The organism is Gordonia cholesterolivorans, from assembly GCF_039531975.1.
GTDB lineage: Bacteria > Actinomycetota > Actinomycetes > Mycobacteriales > Mycobacteriaceae > Gordonia > Gordonia sihwensis.
In genome coordinates, this window is sequence record NZ_BAAARB010000006.1 from 84,492 (window position 1) to 99,951 (window position 15,460).

19 protein-coding genes are annotated in these 15,460 nt (G+C 69.3%); 9 read left to right on the plus strand and 10 right to left on the minus strand.

Going from position 1 to position 15,460, the window contains the following annotated elements:
- The first annotated feature begins 38 nt into the window (after window positions 1–38).
- Genes ABFX36_RS07735 through ABFX36_RS07750 form a run of 4 tightly spaced genes read left to right on the plus strand, consistent with a single transcriptional unit; the run spans window position 39 to window position 2,937 of the window.
- Window positions 39–413, plus strand: coding sequence for a nitroreductase family deazaflavin-dependent oxidoreductase (locus ABFX36_RS07735; RefSeq protein WP_006896462.1), 375 nt, complete (start codon window positions 39–41; stop codon window positions 411–413).
- Entirely contained in the window at window positions 410–1,228 is an 819-nt protein-coding gene (locus tag ABFX36_RS07740; RefSeq protein ID WP_006896463.1) for a dienelactone hydrolase family protein, read from the plus strand. The genes ABFX36_RS07735 and ABFX36_RS07740 overlap by 4 nt, the downstream gene beginning before the upstream one ends.
- Window positions 1,225–1,923: a GNAT family N-acetyltransferase gene (locus ABFX36_RS07745; protein WP_006896464.1), complete on the plus strand. Its 699-nt coding sequence runs from the start codon at window positions 1,225–1,227 to the stop codon at window positions 1,921–1,923. The genes ABFX36_RS07740 and ABFX36_RS07745 overlap by 4 nt, the downstream gene beginning before the upstream one ends.
- A gap of 3 nt (window positions 1,924–1,926) precedes the next feature.
- Window positions 1,927–2,937: an NAD(P)H-dependent flavin oxidoreductase gene (locus ABFX36_RS07750; RefSeq protein ID WP_039867471.1), complete on the plus strand. Its 1,011-nt coding sequence runs from the start codon at window positions 1,927–1,929 to the stop codon at window positions 2,935–2,937.
- Window positions 2,938–2,944: 7 nt separating this feature from the next.
- On the opposite strand, the gene purE is transcribed toward ABFX36_RS07750, so the two are convergent.
- The 6 genes from purE to ABFX36_RS07780 form a co-directional block, all read right to left on the minus strand.
- Window positions 2,945–3,466 (minus strand): 5-(carboxyamino)imidazole ribonucleotide mutase, encoded by a 522-nt coding sequence (gene purE / locus ABFX36_RS07755; protein ID WP_006896466.1) that lies wholly within the window; start codon window positions 3,464–3,466, stop codon window positions 2,945–2,947.
- A 130-nt stretch (window positions 3,467–3,596) separates the two neighbouring features.
- On the minus strand, window positions 3,597–4,367 hold the full coding sequence (locus tag ABFX36_RS07760) for an ABC transporter permease (RefSeq protein ID WP_006896467.1): 771 nt from the start codon (window positions 4,365–4,367) through the stop codon (window positions 3,597–3,599).
- The gene (locus ABFX36_RS07765) at window positions 4,364–5,149 is read right to left on the minus strand and encodes an ABC transporter ATP-binding protein (RefSeq protein ID WP_278126806.1); all 786 of its coding nucleotides are present in this window, start codon (window positions 5,147–5,149) and stop codon (window positions 4,364–4,366) included. The genes ABFX36_RS07760 and ABFX36_RS07765 overlap by 4 nt, the downstream gene beginning before the upstream one ends.
- Window positions 5,146–6,036, minus strand: coding sequence for a DUF4097 family beta strand repeat-containing protein (locus ABFX36_RS07770; RefSeq protein WP_222111029.1), 891 nt, complete (start codon window positions 6,034–6,036; stop codon window positions 5,146–5,148). The genes ABFX36_RS07765 and ABFX36_RS07770 overlap by 4 nt, the downstream gene beginning before the upstream one ends.
- An 84-nt stretch (window positions 6,037–6,120) precedes the next feature.
- A complete protein-coding gene (locus ABFX36_RS07775; RefSeq protein WP_341338674.1) occupies window positions 6,121–6,633 on the minus strand; it encodes a histidine kinase in 513 nt (170 codons plus the stop codon).
- Between the two features lie 106 nt (window positions 6,634–6,739).
- Window positions 6,740–7,972 carry a 5-(carboxyamino)imidazole ribonucleotide synthase gene (locus ABFX36_RS07780; protein WP_278126801.1) on the minus strand — a complete coding sequence of 411 codons (1,233 nt, stop codon included), beginning with the start codon at window positions 7,970–7,972 and terminating at the stop codon, window positions 6,740–6,742.
- Window positions 7,973–8,062: 90 nt separating this feature from the next.
- Between ABFX36_RS07780 and ABFX36_RS07785 the strand changes: the two genes are divergently transcribed.
- The gene (locus ABFX36_RS07785; protein WP_045538607.1) at window positions 8,063–8,623 is read left to right on the plus strand and encodes a GtrA family protein; all 561 of its coding nucleotides are present in this window, start codon (window positions 8,063–8,065) and stop codon (window positions 8,621–8,623) included.
- On the opposite strand, the gene ABFX36_RS07790 is transcribed toward ABFX36_RS07785, so the two are convergent.
- Genes ABFX36_RS07790 through ABFX36_RS07800 form a run of 3 tightly spaced genes read right to left on the minus strand, consistent with a single transcriptional unit; the run spans window position 8,595 to window position 11,240 of the window.
- Window positions 8,595–10,007 (minus strand): HAMP domain-containing sensor histidine kinase, encoded by a 1,413-nt coding sequence (locus tag ABFX36_RS07790; protein ID WP_045538605.1) that lies wholly within the window; start codon window positions 10,005–10,007, stop codon window positions 8,595–8,597. The two genes, ABFX36_RS07785 and ABFX36_RS07790, sit on opposite strands and share 29 nt — an antisense overlap.
- 7 nt (window positions 10,008–10,014) lie before the next feature.
- Window positions 10,015–10,707, minus strand: coding sequence for a response regulator transcription factor (locus tag ABFX36_RS07795; RefSeq protein ID WP_197078082.1), 693 nt, complete (start codon window positions 10,705–10,707; stop codon window positions 10,015–10,017).
- Entirely contained in the window at window positions 10,704–11,240 is a 537-nt protein-coding gene (locus tag ABFX36_RS07800; protein WP_006896475.1) for a PH domain-containing protein, read from the minus strand. Before ABFX36_RS07800 ends, ABFX36_RS07795 begins: the two co-directional genes overlap by 4 nt.
- Window positions 11,241–11,352: 112 nt before the next feature.
- Here ABFX36_RS07800 and ABFX36_RS07805 point away from each other — a divergent pair, with 112 nt between their 5' ends.
- Window positions 11,353–11,949 carry a hypothetical protein gene (locus ABFX36_RS07805; protein WP_346075774.1) on the plus strand — a complete coding sequence of 199 codons (597 nt, stop codon included), beginning with the start codon at window positions 11,353–11,355 and terminating at the stop codon, window positions 11,947–11,949.
- A 12-nt stretch (window positions 11,950–11,961) separates the two neighbouring features.
- On the opposite strand, the gene ABFX36_RS07810 is transcribed toward ABFX36_RS07805, so the two are convergent.
- Window positions 11,962–12,756, minus strand: coding sequence for a biotin--[acetyl-CoA-carboxylase] ligase (locus ABFX36_RS07810; protein ID WP_006896477.1), 795 nt, complete (start codon window positions 12,754–12,756; stop codon window positions 11,962–11,964).
- Window positions 12,757–12,889: 133 nt separating this feature from the next.
- On the opposite strand from ABFX36_RS07810, the gene ABFX36_RS07815 reads away from it, so the two are divergent.
- From ABFX36_RS07815 to ABFX36_RS07825, 3 genes are read left to right on the plus strand one after another with little or no spacing between them, the layout of a single operon-like run.
- Window positions 12,890–14,515 (plus strand): acyl-CoA carboxylase subunit beta, encoded by a 1,626-nt coding sequence (locus ABFX36_RS07815; RefSeq protein ID WP_062367543.1) that lies wholly within the window; start codon window positions 12,890–12,892, stop codon window positions 14,513–14,515.
- A gap of 29 nt (window positions 14,516–14,544) precedes the next feature.
- The gene (locus tag ABFX36_RS07820) at window positions 14,545–14,784 is read left to right on the plus strand and encodes an acyl-CoA carboxylase subunit epsilon (RefSeq protein WP_006896479.1); all 240 of its coding nucleotides are present in this window, start codon (window positions 14,545–14,547) and stop codon (window positions 14,782–14,784) included.
- Window positions 14,781–15,458 carry a Maf family protein gene (locus tag ABFX36_RS07825; protein WP_346075777.1) on the plus strand — a complete coding sequence of 226 codons (678 nt, stop codon included), beginning with the start codon at window positions 14,781–14,783 and terminating at the stop codon, window positions 15,456–15,458. The genes ABFX36_RS07820 and ABFX36_RS07825 overlap by 4 nt, the downstream gene beginning before the upstream one ends.
- Window positions 15,459–15,460: the final 2 nt, after the last annotated feature.

Consider the following 15,460-nt stretch of genomic DNA (forward strand, 5'->3'; position numbering starts at 1 on the left):
CCTCGCCGACCGCCCGTCGATACGGCAAGCTGGAGCACATGAAGGTTCCGCATGCCGTGGCGCTCGTCAACAAGTACGTGACCAATCCGATCCAAGGAGTGTGGGCGGGACGGATCGCGCCGTGGGCGATCGTCGAACACGTCGGGCGCAAGTCGAACCGCCGCTACCGCACGCCGGTCCTGGCCTTCGTCGACGCCGGCCGCATCAGCATCGCGCTGAACTACGGCGCCGACTCCGACTGGGTCAAGAACGTGCTCGCCGCCGGCGAGTTCACGCTCGTCCGCAGCGGTAGGGAGCTGAAGGTGGCCGGCGTGCGGGTGATCCCGTCCGACTCCCCCGACGTCGTGAAGTCCGCTCGGATTCCGGCCAAGCTGTCCGAATCGGTGCTCTACGGCCGCCTCGTCGAAGCATGACCGACGCACTCGACGGCTTCGACCGCGCAGAGTTCACCGACGACGGCGTCACCCACCGGTACTACCGCCGCGGATCGGGCCCGGCGGTGATCGTGATCCCCGAGATCCCCGGCATCACACCGAAGGTCGCCGCCTTCGCCCGCCGGGTCAGCGACGCGGGCTGCACGGTGTACGTCCCCTCGCTGTTCGGCGTCGACGGTGCCGATCCGTTCCCCGGCGGTGTGACCGGACCGGCCCGGACCGGTGCGCTGATGGCCCGAGCGCTCGGCCGGGTATGCGTCAGCCGCGAGTTCACCGTCTTCGCCACGGGACGGTCGTCGCCGGTGGTGTCCTGGCTGCGTGCCCTCGCGCGACGGGCCCACGCCGAGTGCGGCGGCCCCGGCGTGGGCGCCGTCGGCATGTGCGTCACCGGCGGCTTCGCACTCGCGATGGCGGTCGACGACACCATGCTGGCGCCCGTGCTGTCGCAGCCCTCGCTGCCGGTGGGCCTCACGCCCGCACGGCGCAGGACCATCGACATCTCGCCCGGCGATCTGGAGACCGTTAAGGTCCGCTGCGCGCGGGGACTGCAGGTGATGGGTGCCCGGTTCGAGGGCGACCGGCTGGTCCCGGGCAGCCGCTTCGATTTTCTGCGAGAACAGCTCGGCGACGCCTTCATCGGCGTCGACCTGCCCGACGACGCCGCTGCCCCGGACGCGTTGATTCCGCCGCACTCGGTGCTCACCGAGCACCTGATCGACCAACCCGGACAGCCGACGCACGACACGCTCGAGGCGGTCATCGCGTTCTTCCGCCGGAAGCTGGAAGTCGAATGACGGGCACCGTCGATCTGACGCCGCTCGACGATCCGTTCACCTGCGCTCTGACCGGGCGGCAGGAGCGGTTCGCCCGGCGGCGCGGCCGCATCAGTGCGTTCGAGCCGGAGGTCTCGGTGTTCTTCGGTCATCCGCGCGAGATGACCGACGCCGACTGGGTCGACATGGCAGCGCTGGCCGGACCCGGGAACACCGTCGGCCTGCGCGACTGCCGGACCCCGGCGCCCCCGGGTTGGCGGCACGTCGAGACCTTCGATCTGGTGCAGTACTCCGGTGAGGACACCGAACGGCGACCCGACCCGGAACTCGTCCGGCTCGGCCCGCCGGACGTGGCCGAGATGACCGAGCTGGTGACACTGACCAAGCCCGGGCCCTTTCTCCCGCGCACCGTCGAGATGGGCGTCTACCTCGGCTACCGGGACGGCGACGGCCGGCTGCTCGCCATGGCGGGTCAGCGGCTGCGGCTTCCCGGCTGGGTGGAGATCAGCGCGGTGTGCACCCATCCGGAGGCACGCGGACGCGGACTGGCACGCAGACTCGTCGCCGCGGTGGCTCAGGTCATCGTCGACGACGGCGACCTGCCCTTTCTGCACACGACGGCGGAGAATCCGGCGCGCAGCCTGTACGAGGCGATGGGATTCGTCCTGCGCAGCGAGGTGAGCCTGGAGATCGTCCGGGTTCCGAAAGGAGAGTGAATGATGTTCGATCTCGGTCTGCTCGGCGTTCCGATCGCGGGCGCTCCGATGGCCGGAGGCACGTCGACGCCGGAACTCACCGCAGCCGTCTCCGGCGCGGGTGGTCTCGGCTTCTACGGTGGCGCCTATCTCACGCCCGAACGACTCCGTGAGGACATCCGCGCGATCGCCGCGCTGACCGATGCGCCGTTCGGCGTCAATCTGTTCGTGCCCGAGGAGATCCCGTTCGACGAAGCGGCCTTCGCCGAGTACCGCGACCGGCTCGCCCCGCTCGCCGAGCGGCTGGGCGCACCGCTGCCCGAGCACGTTCCGTTCACCGACGACCACTTCGACGCCAAGGTCCAGGTGCTGATCGACGAGCGCGTGCCCGTCGCCTCGTTCACCTTCGGCTGTCCCGACGCCGCCACGGTGGCACGACTGCACGCCGCGGAGGTCTTCGTGGTCGGGACCGTCACCTGTGTCGACGAGGCGCTGATCGCGCGAGAGTCCGGAGTGGACGCGCTCTGCGCCCAGGGCGTGTCGGCGGGCGGACACCGCGGCACGTTCGGCATCCTCGACGCCGACCCGGGCATCGACACGCTGCCCCTCCTCACCGGTGTTGCTGACGCGGCGGGCCTGCCGGTGATCGCTGCGGGCGGCGTCGCCTCCCGCGACGACGCGATCGCACTGCTCGAGGCGGGCGCCGCCGCCGTGCAGGTGGGGACGCTTCTGCTCCGCTGCCCCGAGGCCGGCACCAAACAGGCGCACCGGGACGCCCTCGCCGACCCGCGCTTCACCGAGACCGTCACCACCCGGGCGTACTCGGGCCGCTTGGCGCGTGGCCTGGTGAACGAGTTCATCGCCGCCTACAGTGATGCGGCACCGCCGGTGTATCCCCAGGTCAACACTCTCACCGGCGGTATACGCCGGGCCGGTTCCACCGACCCGGACGTCATCAATCTCTGGGCCGGGACCGGCTTCCGGGCTGCTCAGGCGGTCCCGGCGGCCGACGTGGTGGCCGCATTGAGCCCGTAGCGGTCGGTCAGCCGTCGAGCAGGGTCCTGCGCAGCTTCTCGTCCTTCTCGAGGACCATCTCCTCCAGTCCGGCTTGGAACTTCGCCATCGCACTCTGAACGGCCGGATCGGAGGCTCCGAGGATGCGTGCGGCCAGCAGACCCGCGTTCCGGGCGCCGCCGATCGACACCGTCGCGACCGGCACGCCGGCCGGCATCTGCACGATCGACAGCAGTGAGTCCATCCCGTCGAGGTACTTCAGGGGAACGGGCACCCCGATCACCGGTAGCGGTGTGGCCGCCGCGACCATGCCCGGCAGATGAGCGGCGCCACCGGCACCGGCGATGATCACCGAGATACCGCGTCCCGCGGCGTTCTTCGCGTAGTCGAGCATCCGCTGGGGGGTGCGGTGCGCCGAGACCACGCCGACCTCGAACGGTATGCCGAACTCGGCGAGCGCCTCCGCCGCGGCCTGCATCGTCGGCCAGTCGGAGTCACTGCCCATGATGAGGCCGACGAGGGGTGCGGGCACGGTGGCGGGTGCGGTCATCGACGTCTCCAAGGTTCTCGGGGGCTGATTCTCAACAGCGTAGGCGAGGCAACCGTGCGCGGTGACGCCGGCTGTCGTCCCCGACACGGTGTGAAAGCGGCTCGAAGGCCGGCGGCCGGCGTCTTCGCGATCACCGGATCTTGCGGCGGTAGAGGCGAATCGCCGCCGCGTAGGCGATGGCGCCGATCCCGATGCACCACGCGAGCGCGGCCACGAGGTCGGCGGTGGCGACGGGCTGCTCGCCGAGCAGCGCGGAGACGGTGTCGACGATGGAGGTCACCGGCTGGTGCTCGGCGAAGACCCGCACCGGGGTGGGCATGGTGTCGGTCGGGACGAACGCGGAGCTGACGAAGGGCAGGAAGATGAGCGGGTACGAGAACCCGGTCGCACCGTCGACGGTCTTGGCGGCCAGTCCCGCGACGACCGCGATCCACGTCAACGACAGCGTGAAGAGGGCGAGGATGCCGGCGACTGCGAGCCAGGCGAGCGGTCCCGCGGACGATCGGAAACCCATCGCCAGTCCGACCGCGATGATGATGACCACCGTGACCGCGTTCGCCGCCATCGAGGTGAGGACGTGGGCCCAGAGGACGGCGGCGCGAGCGATCGGCATCGATCCGAAGCGCTCGAACAGCCCGCTCTGAAGGTCGTTGAACAGGCGCAGTGCCGTGTACGCGACGCCCGAGGCGATGGCCATCAGCAGGATTCCGGGAAGCAGGTAGTCGACGTAACTCGCAGTTCCGGTGCTCGCCTTGATGGCTCCGCCGAAGACGTAGACGAACAGGAGCATCATGGCGATCGGGGTGAGCGCGGTGGTGACGATGGTGTCGACACTGCGCGTGACGTGCTTGAGCGAGCGACCCAGGAGGGCGCCGGTGTCGCTGAGGACGTGTGTGGTCATGACCGGCCTTCGTTCTCGGTGCGGTGTCTGGTGAGCGCGAGGAAGATCTCCTCGAGGGTGGGCTGCTTCTCGACGTATTCGACCTTGGTCGGCGGAAGCAGTCGCTTCAGTTCGGCGAGTGTGCCGTTCGCGATGATCCGGCCGTCGTGCAGCACGGCGGTGCGGTCGGCGTGTTGTTCGGCCTCCTCGAGATACTGGGTGGTCAGGAGGATCGCGGTGCCGCGGCCGGCGAGTTCGCGGACGGTGTCCCACACGTCGATGCGGGCTTCGGGGTCCAGTCCGGTGGTCGGTTCGTCCAGGAAGATGACGGACGGATCACCGATCAGGCTCATGGCGATGTCGAGACGACGCCTCATGCCGCCCGAGTACGTGGCGACGGCGCGTCCGCCGGCGTCGGTGAGCCGGAAGCGCTCGAGCAGGCCGTCCGCGACGGCGCCGGGGCCGTGCTCGTGGCGCAGGCGGGCGATGAGCATCAGGTTCTCGCGGCCGGTCAGTACCTCGTCGACGGCGGCGAACTGACCCGTCAGGCTGATCGACCGGCGAACCTCGAGGGGCTCGGTCGCGAGGTCGTGGCCGCCGACGACGGCGGTGCCTGCGTCGGGCCGCGTCAACGTCGAGAGGATGCGGACGAGCGTCGTCTTGCCTGCACCGTTAGCGCCCAGGAGTGCGACGACGCTGCCCGCCTCGACGTCGAGGTCGACCCCGCGCAGCACAGAACGGCCGTCATAGGACTTCTCGATTCCGCGGATCCTGATCGCGGGCGGAGCGATGGTCGTGGTCATGACCGTGTTCCTTCGTCTTCGACTGAGCGAGCGCTGTCTGAAACCGAGTGGGCGCGCCGAATCTCGATGTCGCCGTACAACGTTCGCGCGCGAATGGACACATGCTCACCGGTCGACGGGACGGTGGAACCGTCGAGACGGTTGCGCAGCTGTCCTTGAGTGGACGAGAGGTCGAGCCAGGCGGGAACCCCGTCGGCGACGCCGACGACGATCGTCCCGAAGCTGCTCTCCAGGTCGAGAGCGCCGCCGCGCGCCTCACCGACGGTGACGCTTCCGTACGCGGTGCGCGCGGTGACCGACGACGCCGAACCGTCGATGTGCAGGTCGCCGTACGAGAGAGTGGCTTCGACGGCGGCGTGCGCCGTGCCGAGGTGGACGCTGCCGTACGACGACTTCAGTGCGGCGTCGCCGGCGACGGTGCCGATCCGGATCTGCCCGTGCCCCGCGACGACCTCGGCCGACCCGTCGACCGTGCCGACGGTGGCGTTGCCGTACGCGGCGTGCAGCCACAGGTCGCCGGTGGCGTCGAGGTCGACGGCACCGACGGACGCCTTCACCCGGGTCGCGGCCAGCCTGCCGGTGGCGCGGACACCTCCCGTGGAGCATTCGGCGGTGAATCGCGAGCCCTCCGGGAGTTCGACCGTGATGTCCACCGACTCGGAGGGGCCGAGGAAGCGGAACCTGGGACGCGGTCCGAGGACGGTGATTCGGCGGCCGTCGAACTCGACGGTGGTCGCTGCCGCACCGCGCTGATCGGCGGGTTTGTCCGGGTTACTGGGCGATACGGTCACGACGGCGTCGGTGCGGTCGCTCGCGATGACGTCGATGTGGCCGAGCGGCAGGTTCACGGCGAGATCGACGGGTTCTGGGGTGCGGTAGGTGGGCATGGGAGAGCCTTCCGGAGAGTGCAGTCGACCGACCCCGTGGTCGAGACGGGGTGATGGGATCGTTCGCGAAGGTGTGGAGAGTGGTCAGCGCGCCCAGCCGGCGAAGTCGCCGCCGGTGCGCAACGCGCGCTGCACGGATCGTCGCCGCCGCGGATTCAGGGCTGAGGCGACGGCGCGCACCAGCCAGGTGTTGACCGAGACGCCCTCGGCGGCCGCGGCTTCGTCCACCTGCGCCTTGAGGACATCCGGGAGTCGCAGTGTGGTGCGTGAGGTGGTGGTGTCGTCGAAGTCGACGCCGATCGCGGACTCCGAGTCGGCATCGTCGGTGGTGCGCGGCGTTGCGACTACGAAGTCCACCTCGCGCCCGCGCAGGCGGAGGTCGACCGACCCGGGAACCAGGTCACGAGTGATCTCGCCGGCCGCCGCGGACAGGACATCGAGCAGGGCGAGTCGGATGGTGGCGTCCATACTGTTCGCGAGACGCTCCGCGGCGGCGCGGACGTCGTCGACCCCGTTGTCAGCGGCGTCGGAGAGGTCACGTTCCGCCGCGGCTCCGAACCGGCGCTGAAGGTCGTCGACGTACTGATCGAGGTCCATGACATCAATCATGACACCACGATGGTGTCAATTCAACCCCGTGGCGGCTTCACACCCTCGTTCACGCACCGAGACCGCAGCGTCACGATGGTGTCACCACGTCCGACTAGCCCGCGTGCGGATCCCAGCCGTCGGTCCACACGGCCGCGCTCATCCACTGGGCGGCGCGCTCGGCCCGTTCGCGGACGTCGTCGACGCCCTCACCCGGACGTCCTACGACATTGACGTGTCCGATCTTGCGATCGGGCCGCTCGCCCTTCCCGTACAGATGGACCTTGGCCTCGGGCATCCGGGCGAACAGATGATGCAGGCGCTCGTCCATCGACATCTGCGGAGCCTCCGGCGCCCCCAGGATGTTGGCCATCACGATCACGTCGGCGCGCGCCGCGGTATCGCCGAGCGGATAGTCGAGAACCGCGCGCAGATGCTGTTCGAACTGCGAGGTGACGGCGCCGTCCATGGTCCAGTGGCCGCTGTTGTGCGGGCGCATCGCGAGCTCGTTGACCACCAGTTCGCCGTCCGTCGTCTCGAACAGCTCCATCGCCATGGCGCCCACCACGCCCAGTTCCTCGGCCAGCGTGAGCGACATCTGCTGCGCCTGCTGAGCGACATCGGCGTCCAGGCCCGGAGCCGGAGCCAGAACGACGGCGCACTGGCCGTTGCGCTGGACGGTTTCGACGACCGGCCACGCGGCGCCCTGTCCGTACGGCGACCGTGCCACCATCGCCGACAGCTCGCGCACCATCGCCACCTTCTGCTCCGCCATGAGCACGGTGTCGCCCGAGGAGGTGTCGTCGAAGACGCGCAACGCTTCGTCGCGGTTGTCGGTGAGCCACACTCCGCGACCGTCGTAACCGCCTCGGACCGCCTTCAGAACCACCTGCCAGTCGTGGGACTCGCCGAAGGCGATCAGCGCGGAGCGCGCCGCGCCGACCTCGCCCGACAGGTCGACGAAGTCGGGAACCGGGAGGCCCAGTTCCGACAGTTTGGTCCGCATGGCCAGCTTGTCCTGTGCGAAGTGCAGCGCCTTCGACGGCGGGCGCACCGCGACGCCCTCGGCCTCGAGCGCTTCGAGGTGAGCGAGCGGAACTCCCTCGTGATCGAAGGTGAGCGCGACCGCTCCTTCGGCGGCGGCGCGGAGGGCGTCGAGATCGTCGTGCGAGCCGAGCACCACGTTCGCGCTCACCTGCGCGGCCGGCTCGTCGGCGCTGCCCGCCAGAACCCGCAGGCACTGACCGAGGGCGATGGCCGACTGATGGGTCATTCGGGCCAACTGACCACCGCCGATCATGGTCACGGTGGGCATGCCGCTGGAACGTCGGTCTGGGCTGGAAGTCACCGTTCAATGTTGTCATGCCCGGCCGCGGACACGCGCACCCCGGCCGGTCGGTGACAATTCGGCGGGCCAGATTACGTACACTCGAACCTTGTGCCGACAATTGACGGGGCAGTGAAGCGACTGCCGGAGCCCGTGCGACGGCTGGTGCTCAAGCACAGCGAACTGATCAAGTTCGCGATCGTCGGCGGCACCACATTCGTGGTCGACATGGCGGTCTACTACGCACTCGCCCTCAGTGTTCTCGAATCGAAGCCGACGGTGGCCAAGGTGATCTCCGGCGTGGTCGCCACGATCCTGAGCTATGTCCTCAACCGCGAGTGGGCGTTCAAGAACCGCGGCGGACGCGAGAAGCACCACGAGGCACTCCTGTTCTTCGCCATCAGCGGCATCGCCGTCCTGATCGCCGCCGCGCCGATCTGGATCGCGAACAACGTCTTCAACATGCGTGAGAACCTGGTCGGCCTCGAACTCGCGATCTTCGACTTCCTGCTCGCCTTCGTGATCGGCAACCTGCTCCAGATGGTCTTCCGGTTCTGGGCGCTGCGGCGGTTCGCCTTCCCCGACGAGCAGCCGCGCGGCGGCGAAGGCGGATCCACCGACGTCAACCCCACGTCCGAGGAACTCAGCGATGAGGAACTCGGACATGCGTGAGCGTCGGCCCGTCGCCGTCTGTCCCGTCGCCGTCTGTCCCGGCACCGCCGTCCGCACCGGCACCGCCGCCGGCGTCTGACTCCTCGCCGTAGGACGCACCGCTCGCCGGATGCAGCGGCGCCACCACCGCGAACACCGCGGGCCGCCGCGACACCAGATCGAGCCGACCGCCGTCGGCCTCCACCAGGGCGCGGGCCAGTGACAGACCCAGCCCGTTCCGTCCCCCGCCCGACACACCCCGGCGGAACATCTCCGGTACCACCTCGTCGGGCACGCCGGCGCCGGCGTCCGACACCGTGACGCGGACCATCTCGCGCGATGTCAGCACCCCGACCCGGACGACGCACTCCCCGCCCCCGTGGACCAGTGCGTTGTCGACGAGCACGCTCAGCGCCTCGCGGAGGCGGCCCGGACGACCGTAGGTGTGCGGGACCGGTTCGTCGACCACCATCCGCACCGACCGCCCGGCCGCTCGATACGCGGGCTCGAAATCGCGCACCAGGGTTTGAACGACCGACGTGACGTCGATCGCGACCCGCGCCTTGGGATCCGCACGCGAGGCCGCGATCATCTCGTCCAGTTCGTCGGCGAGCCGTTCCACCTGCGCCAGTCCCGCCTCGGCCTCGGCGACCACTGCCGGATCGCGGTGCAGGGTCAACTCGTCGAGCCGCAGCCCGATCGCGGTGAGCCGGCTGCGCAGCTGGTGGGAGACGTCCCCGATGATCTCGCCCTCGCGCTCGAGCCGCAGGACGATCTCGTCATTGGCGTCAGCCAGCGCCGCCGAGACCCGATCGAGCTCATCGATGCCGTATGCAGGCCAGTCGGAGGAGAAGTCGCCCCGCCCCATGGCGGCGGCGCGGCGAGCGACGTCCGACAGCGGCTCCGACAGCCGCCGCGCCGTGAGGACGGCCACCACCGCACCGCCGACGACGGCGACCAGGATCGCCAGCAGCAGGGTCAGCACCGCCAGCAACTGGGTCGGACGGACGTCCTCCTGCGGTATCGCGAGCGTCAGGTCCACGTCGCGGCCGAGATTGACCGACTCCGAAACCGCCGCGCCGTCGAAGACATGGCCGATCTGGCGGATCCCGCGCTGGTAGCCGCCGGGCGCGTCCCGATCGCGAACGCGATAGGTGAGCGTGAGGCGACCGTTCGGCGGCACCAGCAGACGGAACTGTTCGAGATCCAGATCGTGCGGGGATACGGCGCGGCCGGCGGCCTCCTCCGCGAGCACGTGCTCGCTCATGCGTTTGAGCCGCTCGGAGAGGTCCTGGTGAGCGGAGGTGGAGAACCAGTCCCAGGTGATGATGGTCATCGGCACGCCGAACATCACGCCCATCGCCACGAGGGACGCGATCATCATCTTCAGGATTCGACGACGCACACGGCTCCTACGGGTCGAACCGGAAGCCGACACCGCGCACGGTCACGATGTGTCTGCGATTCTTGGGACGGTCGTCGCCGATCTTCCGCCGGATCCAGGAGATGTGCATGTCGAGCGTCTTCGACGACCGCAGATCCGTCGACCCCCACACCGCGTCCATGATCTCGTCGCGCGACACCACTTCGCCCGACCGCTCCATCAGGAAGCGGAGCAGATCGAACTCCCGGTTCGCCAGCGTCAGATCCTCGCCGTCCACCACCACGCGCCGAGCGCGCGGGTCGAGCTGGATGTCGCCGCTGTCGAGGATCTCCTCCCCCTCCACGGCCGTGACGCTGCGCCGCATCAGCGCGCGCACGCGCGCGAGCAACTCGGCCAGGCGGAAGGGCTTGCCGACGTAGTCGTCGGCGCCCGCATCGAGACCGACGACGAAGTCCACCTCGTCCGTGCGAGCGGTCAGCATCAGCACGGGCAGTTGCGGCAGTTCGGAGCGGATCCGGCGGCACACCTCCAGACCGTCCATCCCGGGCAGGCCGAGATCGAGGATGAGCAGTCCGTAGTCGCCGCTGCGCACCTTCTCCAGCGCCTCGGGACCGGTGGCCGCGATCTCGCAGTCGTTGCCCTCCCGGCTCAGCGCTCGGGCCAGCGGCTCGGCGATGGCCGCGTCGTCCTCGGCCAGGAGCACCGCTCGCGACCTCATCATCGGCGCCACTCGTCGACGCGGCCCGTCAGCGCGTCGTCGTCCTCGTCGAGCAGCTCCTGGTAGAGCTGAGCGTGCACCGCCTCCACCTGCGGGATGTCATGGAAGGCGAGCGGCTCGTCGGATGCCGATTCGATCACCAGAGTGCCGGTGCGGAGGATCCGGTCGATCACCCCGTGCCGGAACTCGACGGTGTTGATCCTGCGGATCGGAATGTCGATTCCGGACCTGGTCAGGACGCCGCTGCGGTAGATGACCCGACGGTCGGTGACGACGAAATGAGTGGTCTTCCACGAGATCAGCGGCCGGATGAGGAACCACGCCACGGCCGCCGCCCAGATCGCGACGACGACGGCGGTGACCCACAACGCGGCCCGGTCGGCCATTGCGGACGTCTGGGCGTAACCGACCGCGACTCCCGCGGCAGCGGTCACCGCCCAGAAGATCAGCACCGGCACCAGCAGGCTCTTCCAGTGCGGATGCCGGTGTATGACCACCACCTCGCCGGGCGCAAGGTTCTCGCGCGGGTAACCCATGGCGTTTCACCTTAGTGCCGGATTCTTAGGAGGGCCTGATATCGGCGCTACACTGGGGCGGATCTGGCCTCACGACCGCAGCGATACCGAGCAGCAACAACAGGCAAGGACCATGACGTACAACGATCCGCGCGACCCGAACCACCGTCCGCCTCAGCCGCCGGCGACGCGTGCCTACAGCCGGCCGAACGATTACAGGCAGTACACCGAGGCCGGCGACTACGGCCAGACCGGGTACGACGCCCAGTACAGTCAGGGGCCCGCCGCACCCCGCCGCCGCGGCCCGGACATCGACCCGCTGATGTTCTGCGGAGGCGTTCTGATGACCGGAGTGGTCACGGGGCTGGCCGCTTGGCTCGCCGCCTGGGTGATCCGCGCCGTCACCCAGAAGATCAACGAGTCGGGCCGGTTCGGCATCTGGAATCCGCTCGCACAGGACGAGGTGTGGTTCGCCGTCACCGGGTTCGTCGCCGCGATCGTCGCCGGCGCCCTGTGGTACCTGCTGCAGGTGGGTACGCCTGCGCCCAATCAGTTCTACCGATGGATCGTCGGGCTGCTGATCGCCGCCGCGGTGATCCTTCCGCTGCTGCTGTCGGAGCAGATCTCGTCCGGCATCGGCACCGCGGTGCTGCACCTGATCATCGGCTTGCCGGTGCTGACGCTGATCCCGACGATGGGCCGCGCCAGCAGCGACCGCAAACGCAGCTAGAGGTGTCCGGCGCTAGTCGACGGGCCGCAGATGCGTGACGTCGCCCGCCGACGCCGTGACCGGACCGTCCGGACCGTCGACGATCACCCGCCCCTCGTCGTCGATGTCGGTGGCGATACCGACCACCTCGACGTCGCCGGGCAGGATCAGCCGGACCCGTGACCCCAGGGTGGCGCTGACGCTGCGATAGTTCCCGGCGAGGACGTCGATGCGGTCGGGCCAGTCCGCGAGCCGCTCGGACAACGCCCGCAGATACGCGGCCGCGACTCGGGTCTGGTCCACCGGCGCGTCGGCGAGGCCACTGATCGAGGCCGCCGTGTCGGGCGCCGACCCGGCGGGCAGATCCAGGTTCAGTCCGGTGCCGATCACCGCCACGCCCCCGCCGTCGCCGGTGAGCCGGAACTCCGAAAGAATGCCCGACAGCTTGCCGCCACCGGGTGCGAGGACATCGTTGGGCCACTTGAGCTCGAGACCGGTTCCGGTGAGTGCGGAGACGGCGTCGTGGACGGCGAGGCCGGTGAGCAACGACAACCAGCCGAGGCTGCGAATCGCATCGGCGTCGACCGCGATGGCAGCCGAGACGGCGAGTTGTCCGGGCGGTGTCTCCCATACCCGCGCATGCCTGCCGCGGCCCGAGGTCTGCCGCGCGGCGATCAAAACAATGCCGTCGACGTCTTCCCCGGCATCGATTCGCGCAATCAGATCGGCATTGGTCGAGCCGGTCTCGGCGATCACCTCCACGGCGCGCCACCGCGTGTCCGACAGCTGTTCGGCGAGGATTTCCTGATCGGGCACGTCGTTGCTCATGTACGAGCACTTTACGGCCCGCGAGTGAATACACTCACAGCACCGCTTCCGCAGTGATCCCGAATGTGAGGATATTCTCACATTATCGGCGCGGTTGACCTCGCATAGGTGTCGGTCGTTAGCATCGGATCCCATGACGACTGCTTCACGCGACGACGGCGCTGCGCCGGACATCCACACCACGGCGGGCAAGCTCGCCGATCTGCGCAACCGCCTCGCCGAGGCCGAGTTCCCGGTCGGCGAAGCCGCTGCGGAGAAGGTTCACGCCAAGGGCAAACTCACCGCACGCGAGCGCATCACCCACCTTCTCGACGAGGGTTCGTTCGTCGAACTCGACGCGCTGGCGCGTCACCGGTCCACCAACTTCGGGCTCGCCGAGCGGCGCCCGATGGGCGACGGTGTCGTCACCGGCTACGGCACCGTCGACGGCCGCGAGGTGTGCGTGTTCAGCCAGGACGCCGCGGTCTTCGGCGGCAGCCTGGGCGAGGTGTACGGCGAGAAGATCGTCAAGGTCATGGACCTGGCGATCAAGACCGGCCGCCCCCTGATCGGCATCAACGAGGGTGCGGGCGCCCGCATCCAGGAGGGCGTGGTCTCCCTCGCCCTGTACGGCGAGATCTTCGGCCGCAACGTCCGCGCCTCCGGCGTCATCCCCCAGATCTCGCTGATCATGGGCCCGAACGCCGGTGGCCACGTGTACTCCCCCGCTCTCACCGACTTCGTGGTCATGGTCGACCAGACCAGCCAGATGTTCGTGACCGGTCCCGACGTCATCAAGACCGTCACCGGTGAGGACGTCACTCAGGAGGACCTGGGCGGCGCGCACACGCACATGACCAAGTCGGGCGTCGCCCATTACGTCGGCCAGGACGAGGAAGACGCCCTCGACTACGTCAAGGAACTGCTGGGTTACCTGCCGAGCAACTGCCGCGCCGAGGCCCCGCGCCTGCCCGCACCGGAGCGCGTCGGCGCCATCGAGGACAATCTCACCGAGGACGATCTCGCGCTCGACACGATCATCCCCGACTCGCCCAACCAGCCGTACGACATGCACAACGTCATCCGGAACATCCTCGACGACGAGGAGTTCCTGGAGGTGCAGGCCGAGCGTGCGATGAACGTCATCGTCGGCTTCGGACGGGTGGACGGCCGCAGCGTCGGCATCGTCGCGAACCAGCCGACCCAGTTCGCCGGCTGTCTCGACATCGACGCCTCGGAGAAGGCGGCGCGCTTCGTGCGCACCTGCGACGCCTTCAACGTTCCGATCGTCACCCTGGTCGACGTCCCCGGCTTCCTGCCCGGCACCGAGCAGGAGTACAACGGCATCATCCGCCGCGGCGCCAAGTTGCTCTACGCCTACGGCGAGGCGACGGTCGGCAAGATCACCGTCATCACCCGCAAGGCCTACGGCGGCGCGTACGACGTCATGGGCTCCAAGCACATGGGCGCCGACGTGAACCTGGCCTGGCCGACCGCTCAGATCGCGGTCATGGGCGCCTCGGGCGCGGTGGGCTTCGTCTACCGCAACCGCCTCAAGGAGGCGCAGGCGAACGGCGAGGACGTCGACGCACTGCGCCTGGAACTGCAGCAGGAGTACGAGGACACCCTGGTGAACCCGTACGTCGCGGCTGAGCGCGGCTATGTCGACGCGGTGATCCCGCCGAGCCACACCCGGGGCCAGATCGCGAATGCCCTGAAGCTGCTGGAGCGCAAGATGGTGCAGCTGCCGCCGAAGAAGCACGGCAACATCCCGCTGTAGTCCGCTCCCCGATCCAGAAAGGCGACGACATGAGTGACGACGTCACCTCGGCGGGCAGCCAAGAGCAGCCCGCCCGCCCGTTCCTGACCATCGTCGACGGCAAGCCCACCGACGCGGAACTGGCCGCCCTGGTCGGTGTCTTCGCCGCGGCGAGCGGCGGCACCGCCGACACCGGACCGCAGATCCGGAACGACTGGGGCCGCCCCGTCGACATGTTCCGGGTGAACTGGGGCCAGCCCGGCAGCTTCACCAACCGCGGCGGCTGGTGAGCCCCGCACACCGTTCCACCGCGACGACCGTCGTCCTCGGTTCGGCCTCGCCCGCACGCCTGCGCGTGCTGCGAGACGCCGGACTGCGGCCGGCGGTCGTCGTGTCAGACGTGGACGAGGACGCCCTGCTCGACGAGCTGGCGGGCGCCCCGCCCGCGCAGATCGTCACCCGGCTGGCCGAGGCGAAGGCCGACGCGGTGGTCGCCGCCGTCCTCGGTGACGGCGCACCGCAGGCGGCGGGTGCGGCGACCGACGGCGTGGTCGTGACCTGCGATTCGATGCTGCTCACCGGCGGGTCGCTCGCGGGCAAACCGCACACTGCGGCGGCCGCCGCCGAGCGGTGGAGACGGATGCGCGGGACCACCGGTCATCTCATCACCGGACACTGCGTGCGGCGCCTGCGTGACGGCGAGGTCGTCGCGTCCGCCAGTCACAGTCAGTCGACGGCGATATTCTTCTCCGACGTCTCCGACGAGGTCATCGAACGCTACGCGGCGACCGGCGAGCCGCTCGAGGTCGCGGGCGCGTTCACTCTCGACGGGATCGGCGGCTGGCTGATCGACGGCATCGACGGCGACCCGTCGTCGGTGATCGGCATCAGCCTGCCGCTGGTCCGGCGCCTGCTGACGCAGGTCGGCGTCGACGTCGCCGACCTGTGGTCCGCCGAGCGCTGAGA

Bases quoted from the DNA above. Each gene is read 5' to 3' on its own strand.
- ABFX36_RS07795 (WP_197078082.1), bottom strand. From the start codon at position 10,707: ATGATGAGGTCGCGAGCGGTGCTCCTGGCCGAGGACGACGCGGCCATC.
- ABFX36_RS07820 (WP_006896479.1), top strand. From the start codon at position 14,545: ATGAGTGACGACGTCACCTCGGCGGGCAGCCAAGAGCAGCCCGCCCGC.
- ABFX36_RS07740 (WP_006896463.1), top strand. From the start codon at position 410: ATGACCGACGCACTCGACGGCTTCGACCGCGCAGAGTTCACCGACGAC.
- ABFX36_RS07760 (WP_006896467.1), bottom strand. From the start codon at position 4,367: ATGACCACACACGTCCTCAGCGACACCGGCGCCCTCCTGGGTCGCTCG.
- ABFX36_RS07810 (WP_006896477.1), bottom strand. From the start codon at position 12,756: ATGAGCAACGACGTGCCCGATCAGGAAATCCTCGCCGAACAGCTGTCG.
- ABFX36_RS07750 (WP_039867471.1), top strand. From the start codon at position 1,927: ATGTTCGATCTCGGTCTGCTCGGCGTTCCGATCGCGGGCGCTCCGATG.
- ABFX36_RS07815 (WP_062367543.1), top strand. From the start codon at position 12,890: ATGACGACTGCTTCACGCGACGACGGCGCTGCGCCGGACATCCACACC.
- ABFX36_RS07770 (WP_222111029.1), bottom strand. From the start codon at position 6,036: ATGCCCACCTACCGCACCCCAGAACCCGTCGATCTCGCCGTGAACCTG.
- ABFX36_RS07775 (WP_341338674.1), bottom strand. From the start codon at position 6,633: ATGGACCTCGATCAGTACGTCGACGACCTTCAGCGCCGGTTCGGAGCC.
- ABFX36_RS07735 (WP_006896462.1), top strand. From the start codon at position 39: ATGAAGGTTCCGCATGCCGTGGCGCTCGTCAACAAGTACGTGACCAAT.
- ABFX36_RS07765 (WP_278126806.1), bottom strand. From the start codon at position 5,149: ATGACCACGACCATCGCTCCGCCCGCGATCAGGATCCGCGGAATCGAG.
- ABFX36_RS07745 (WP_006896464.1), top strand. From the start codon at position 1,225: ATGACGGGCACCGTCGATCTGACGCCGCTCGACGATCCGTTCACCTGC.
- purE (WP_006896466.1), bottom strand. From the start codon at position 3,466: ATGACCGCACCCGCCACCGTGCCCGCACCCCTCGTCGGCCTCATCATG.
- ABFX36_RS07800 (WP_006896475.1), bottom strand. From the start codon at position 11,240: ATGGGTTACCCGCGCGAGAACCTTGCGCCCGGCGAGGTGGTGGTCATA.
- ABFX36_RS07805 (WP_346075774.1), top strand. From the start codon at position 11,353: ATGACGTACAACGATCCGCGCGACCCGAACCACCGTCCGCCTCAGCCG.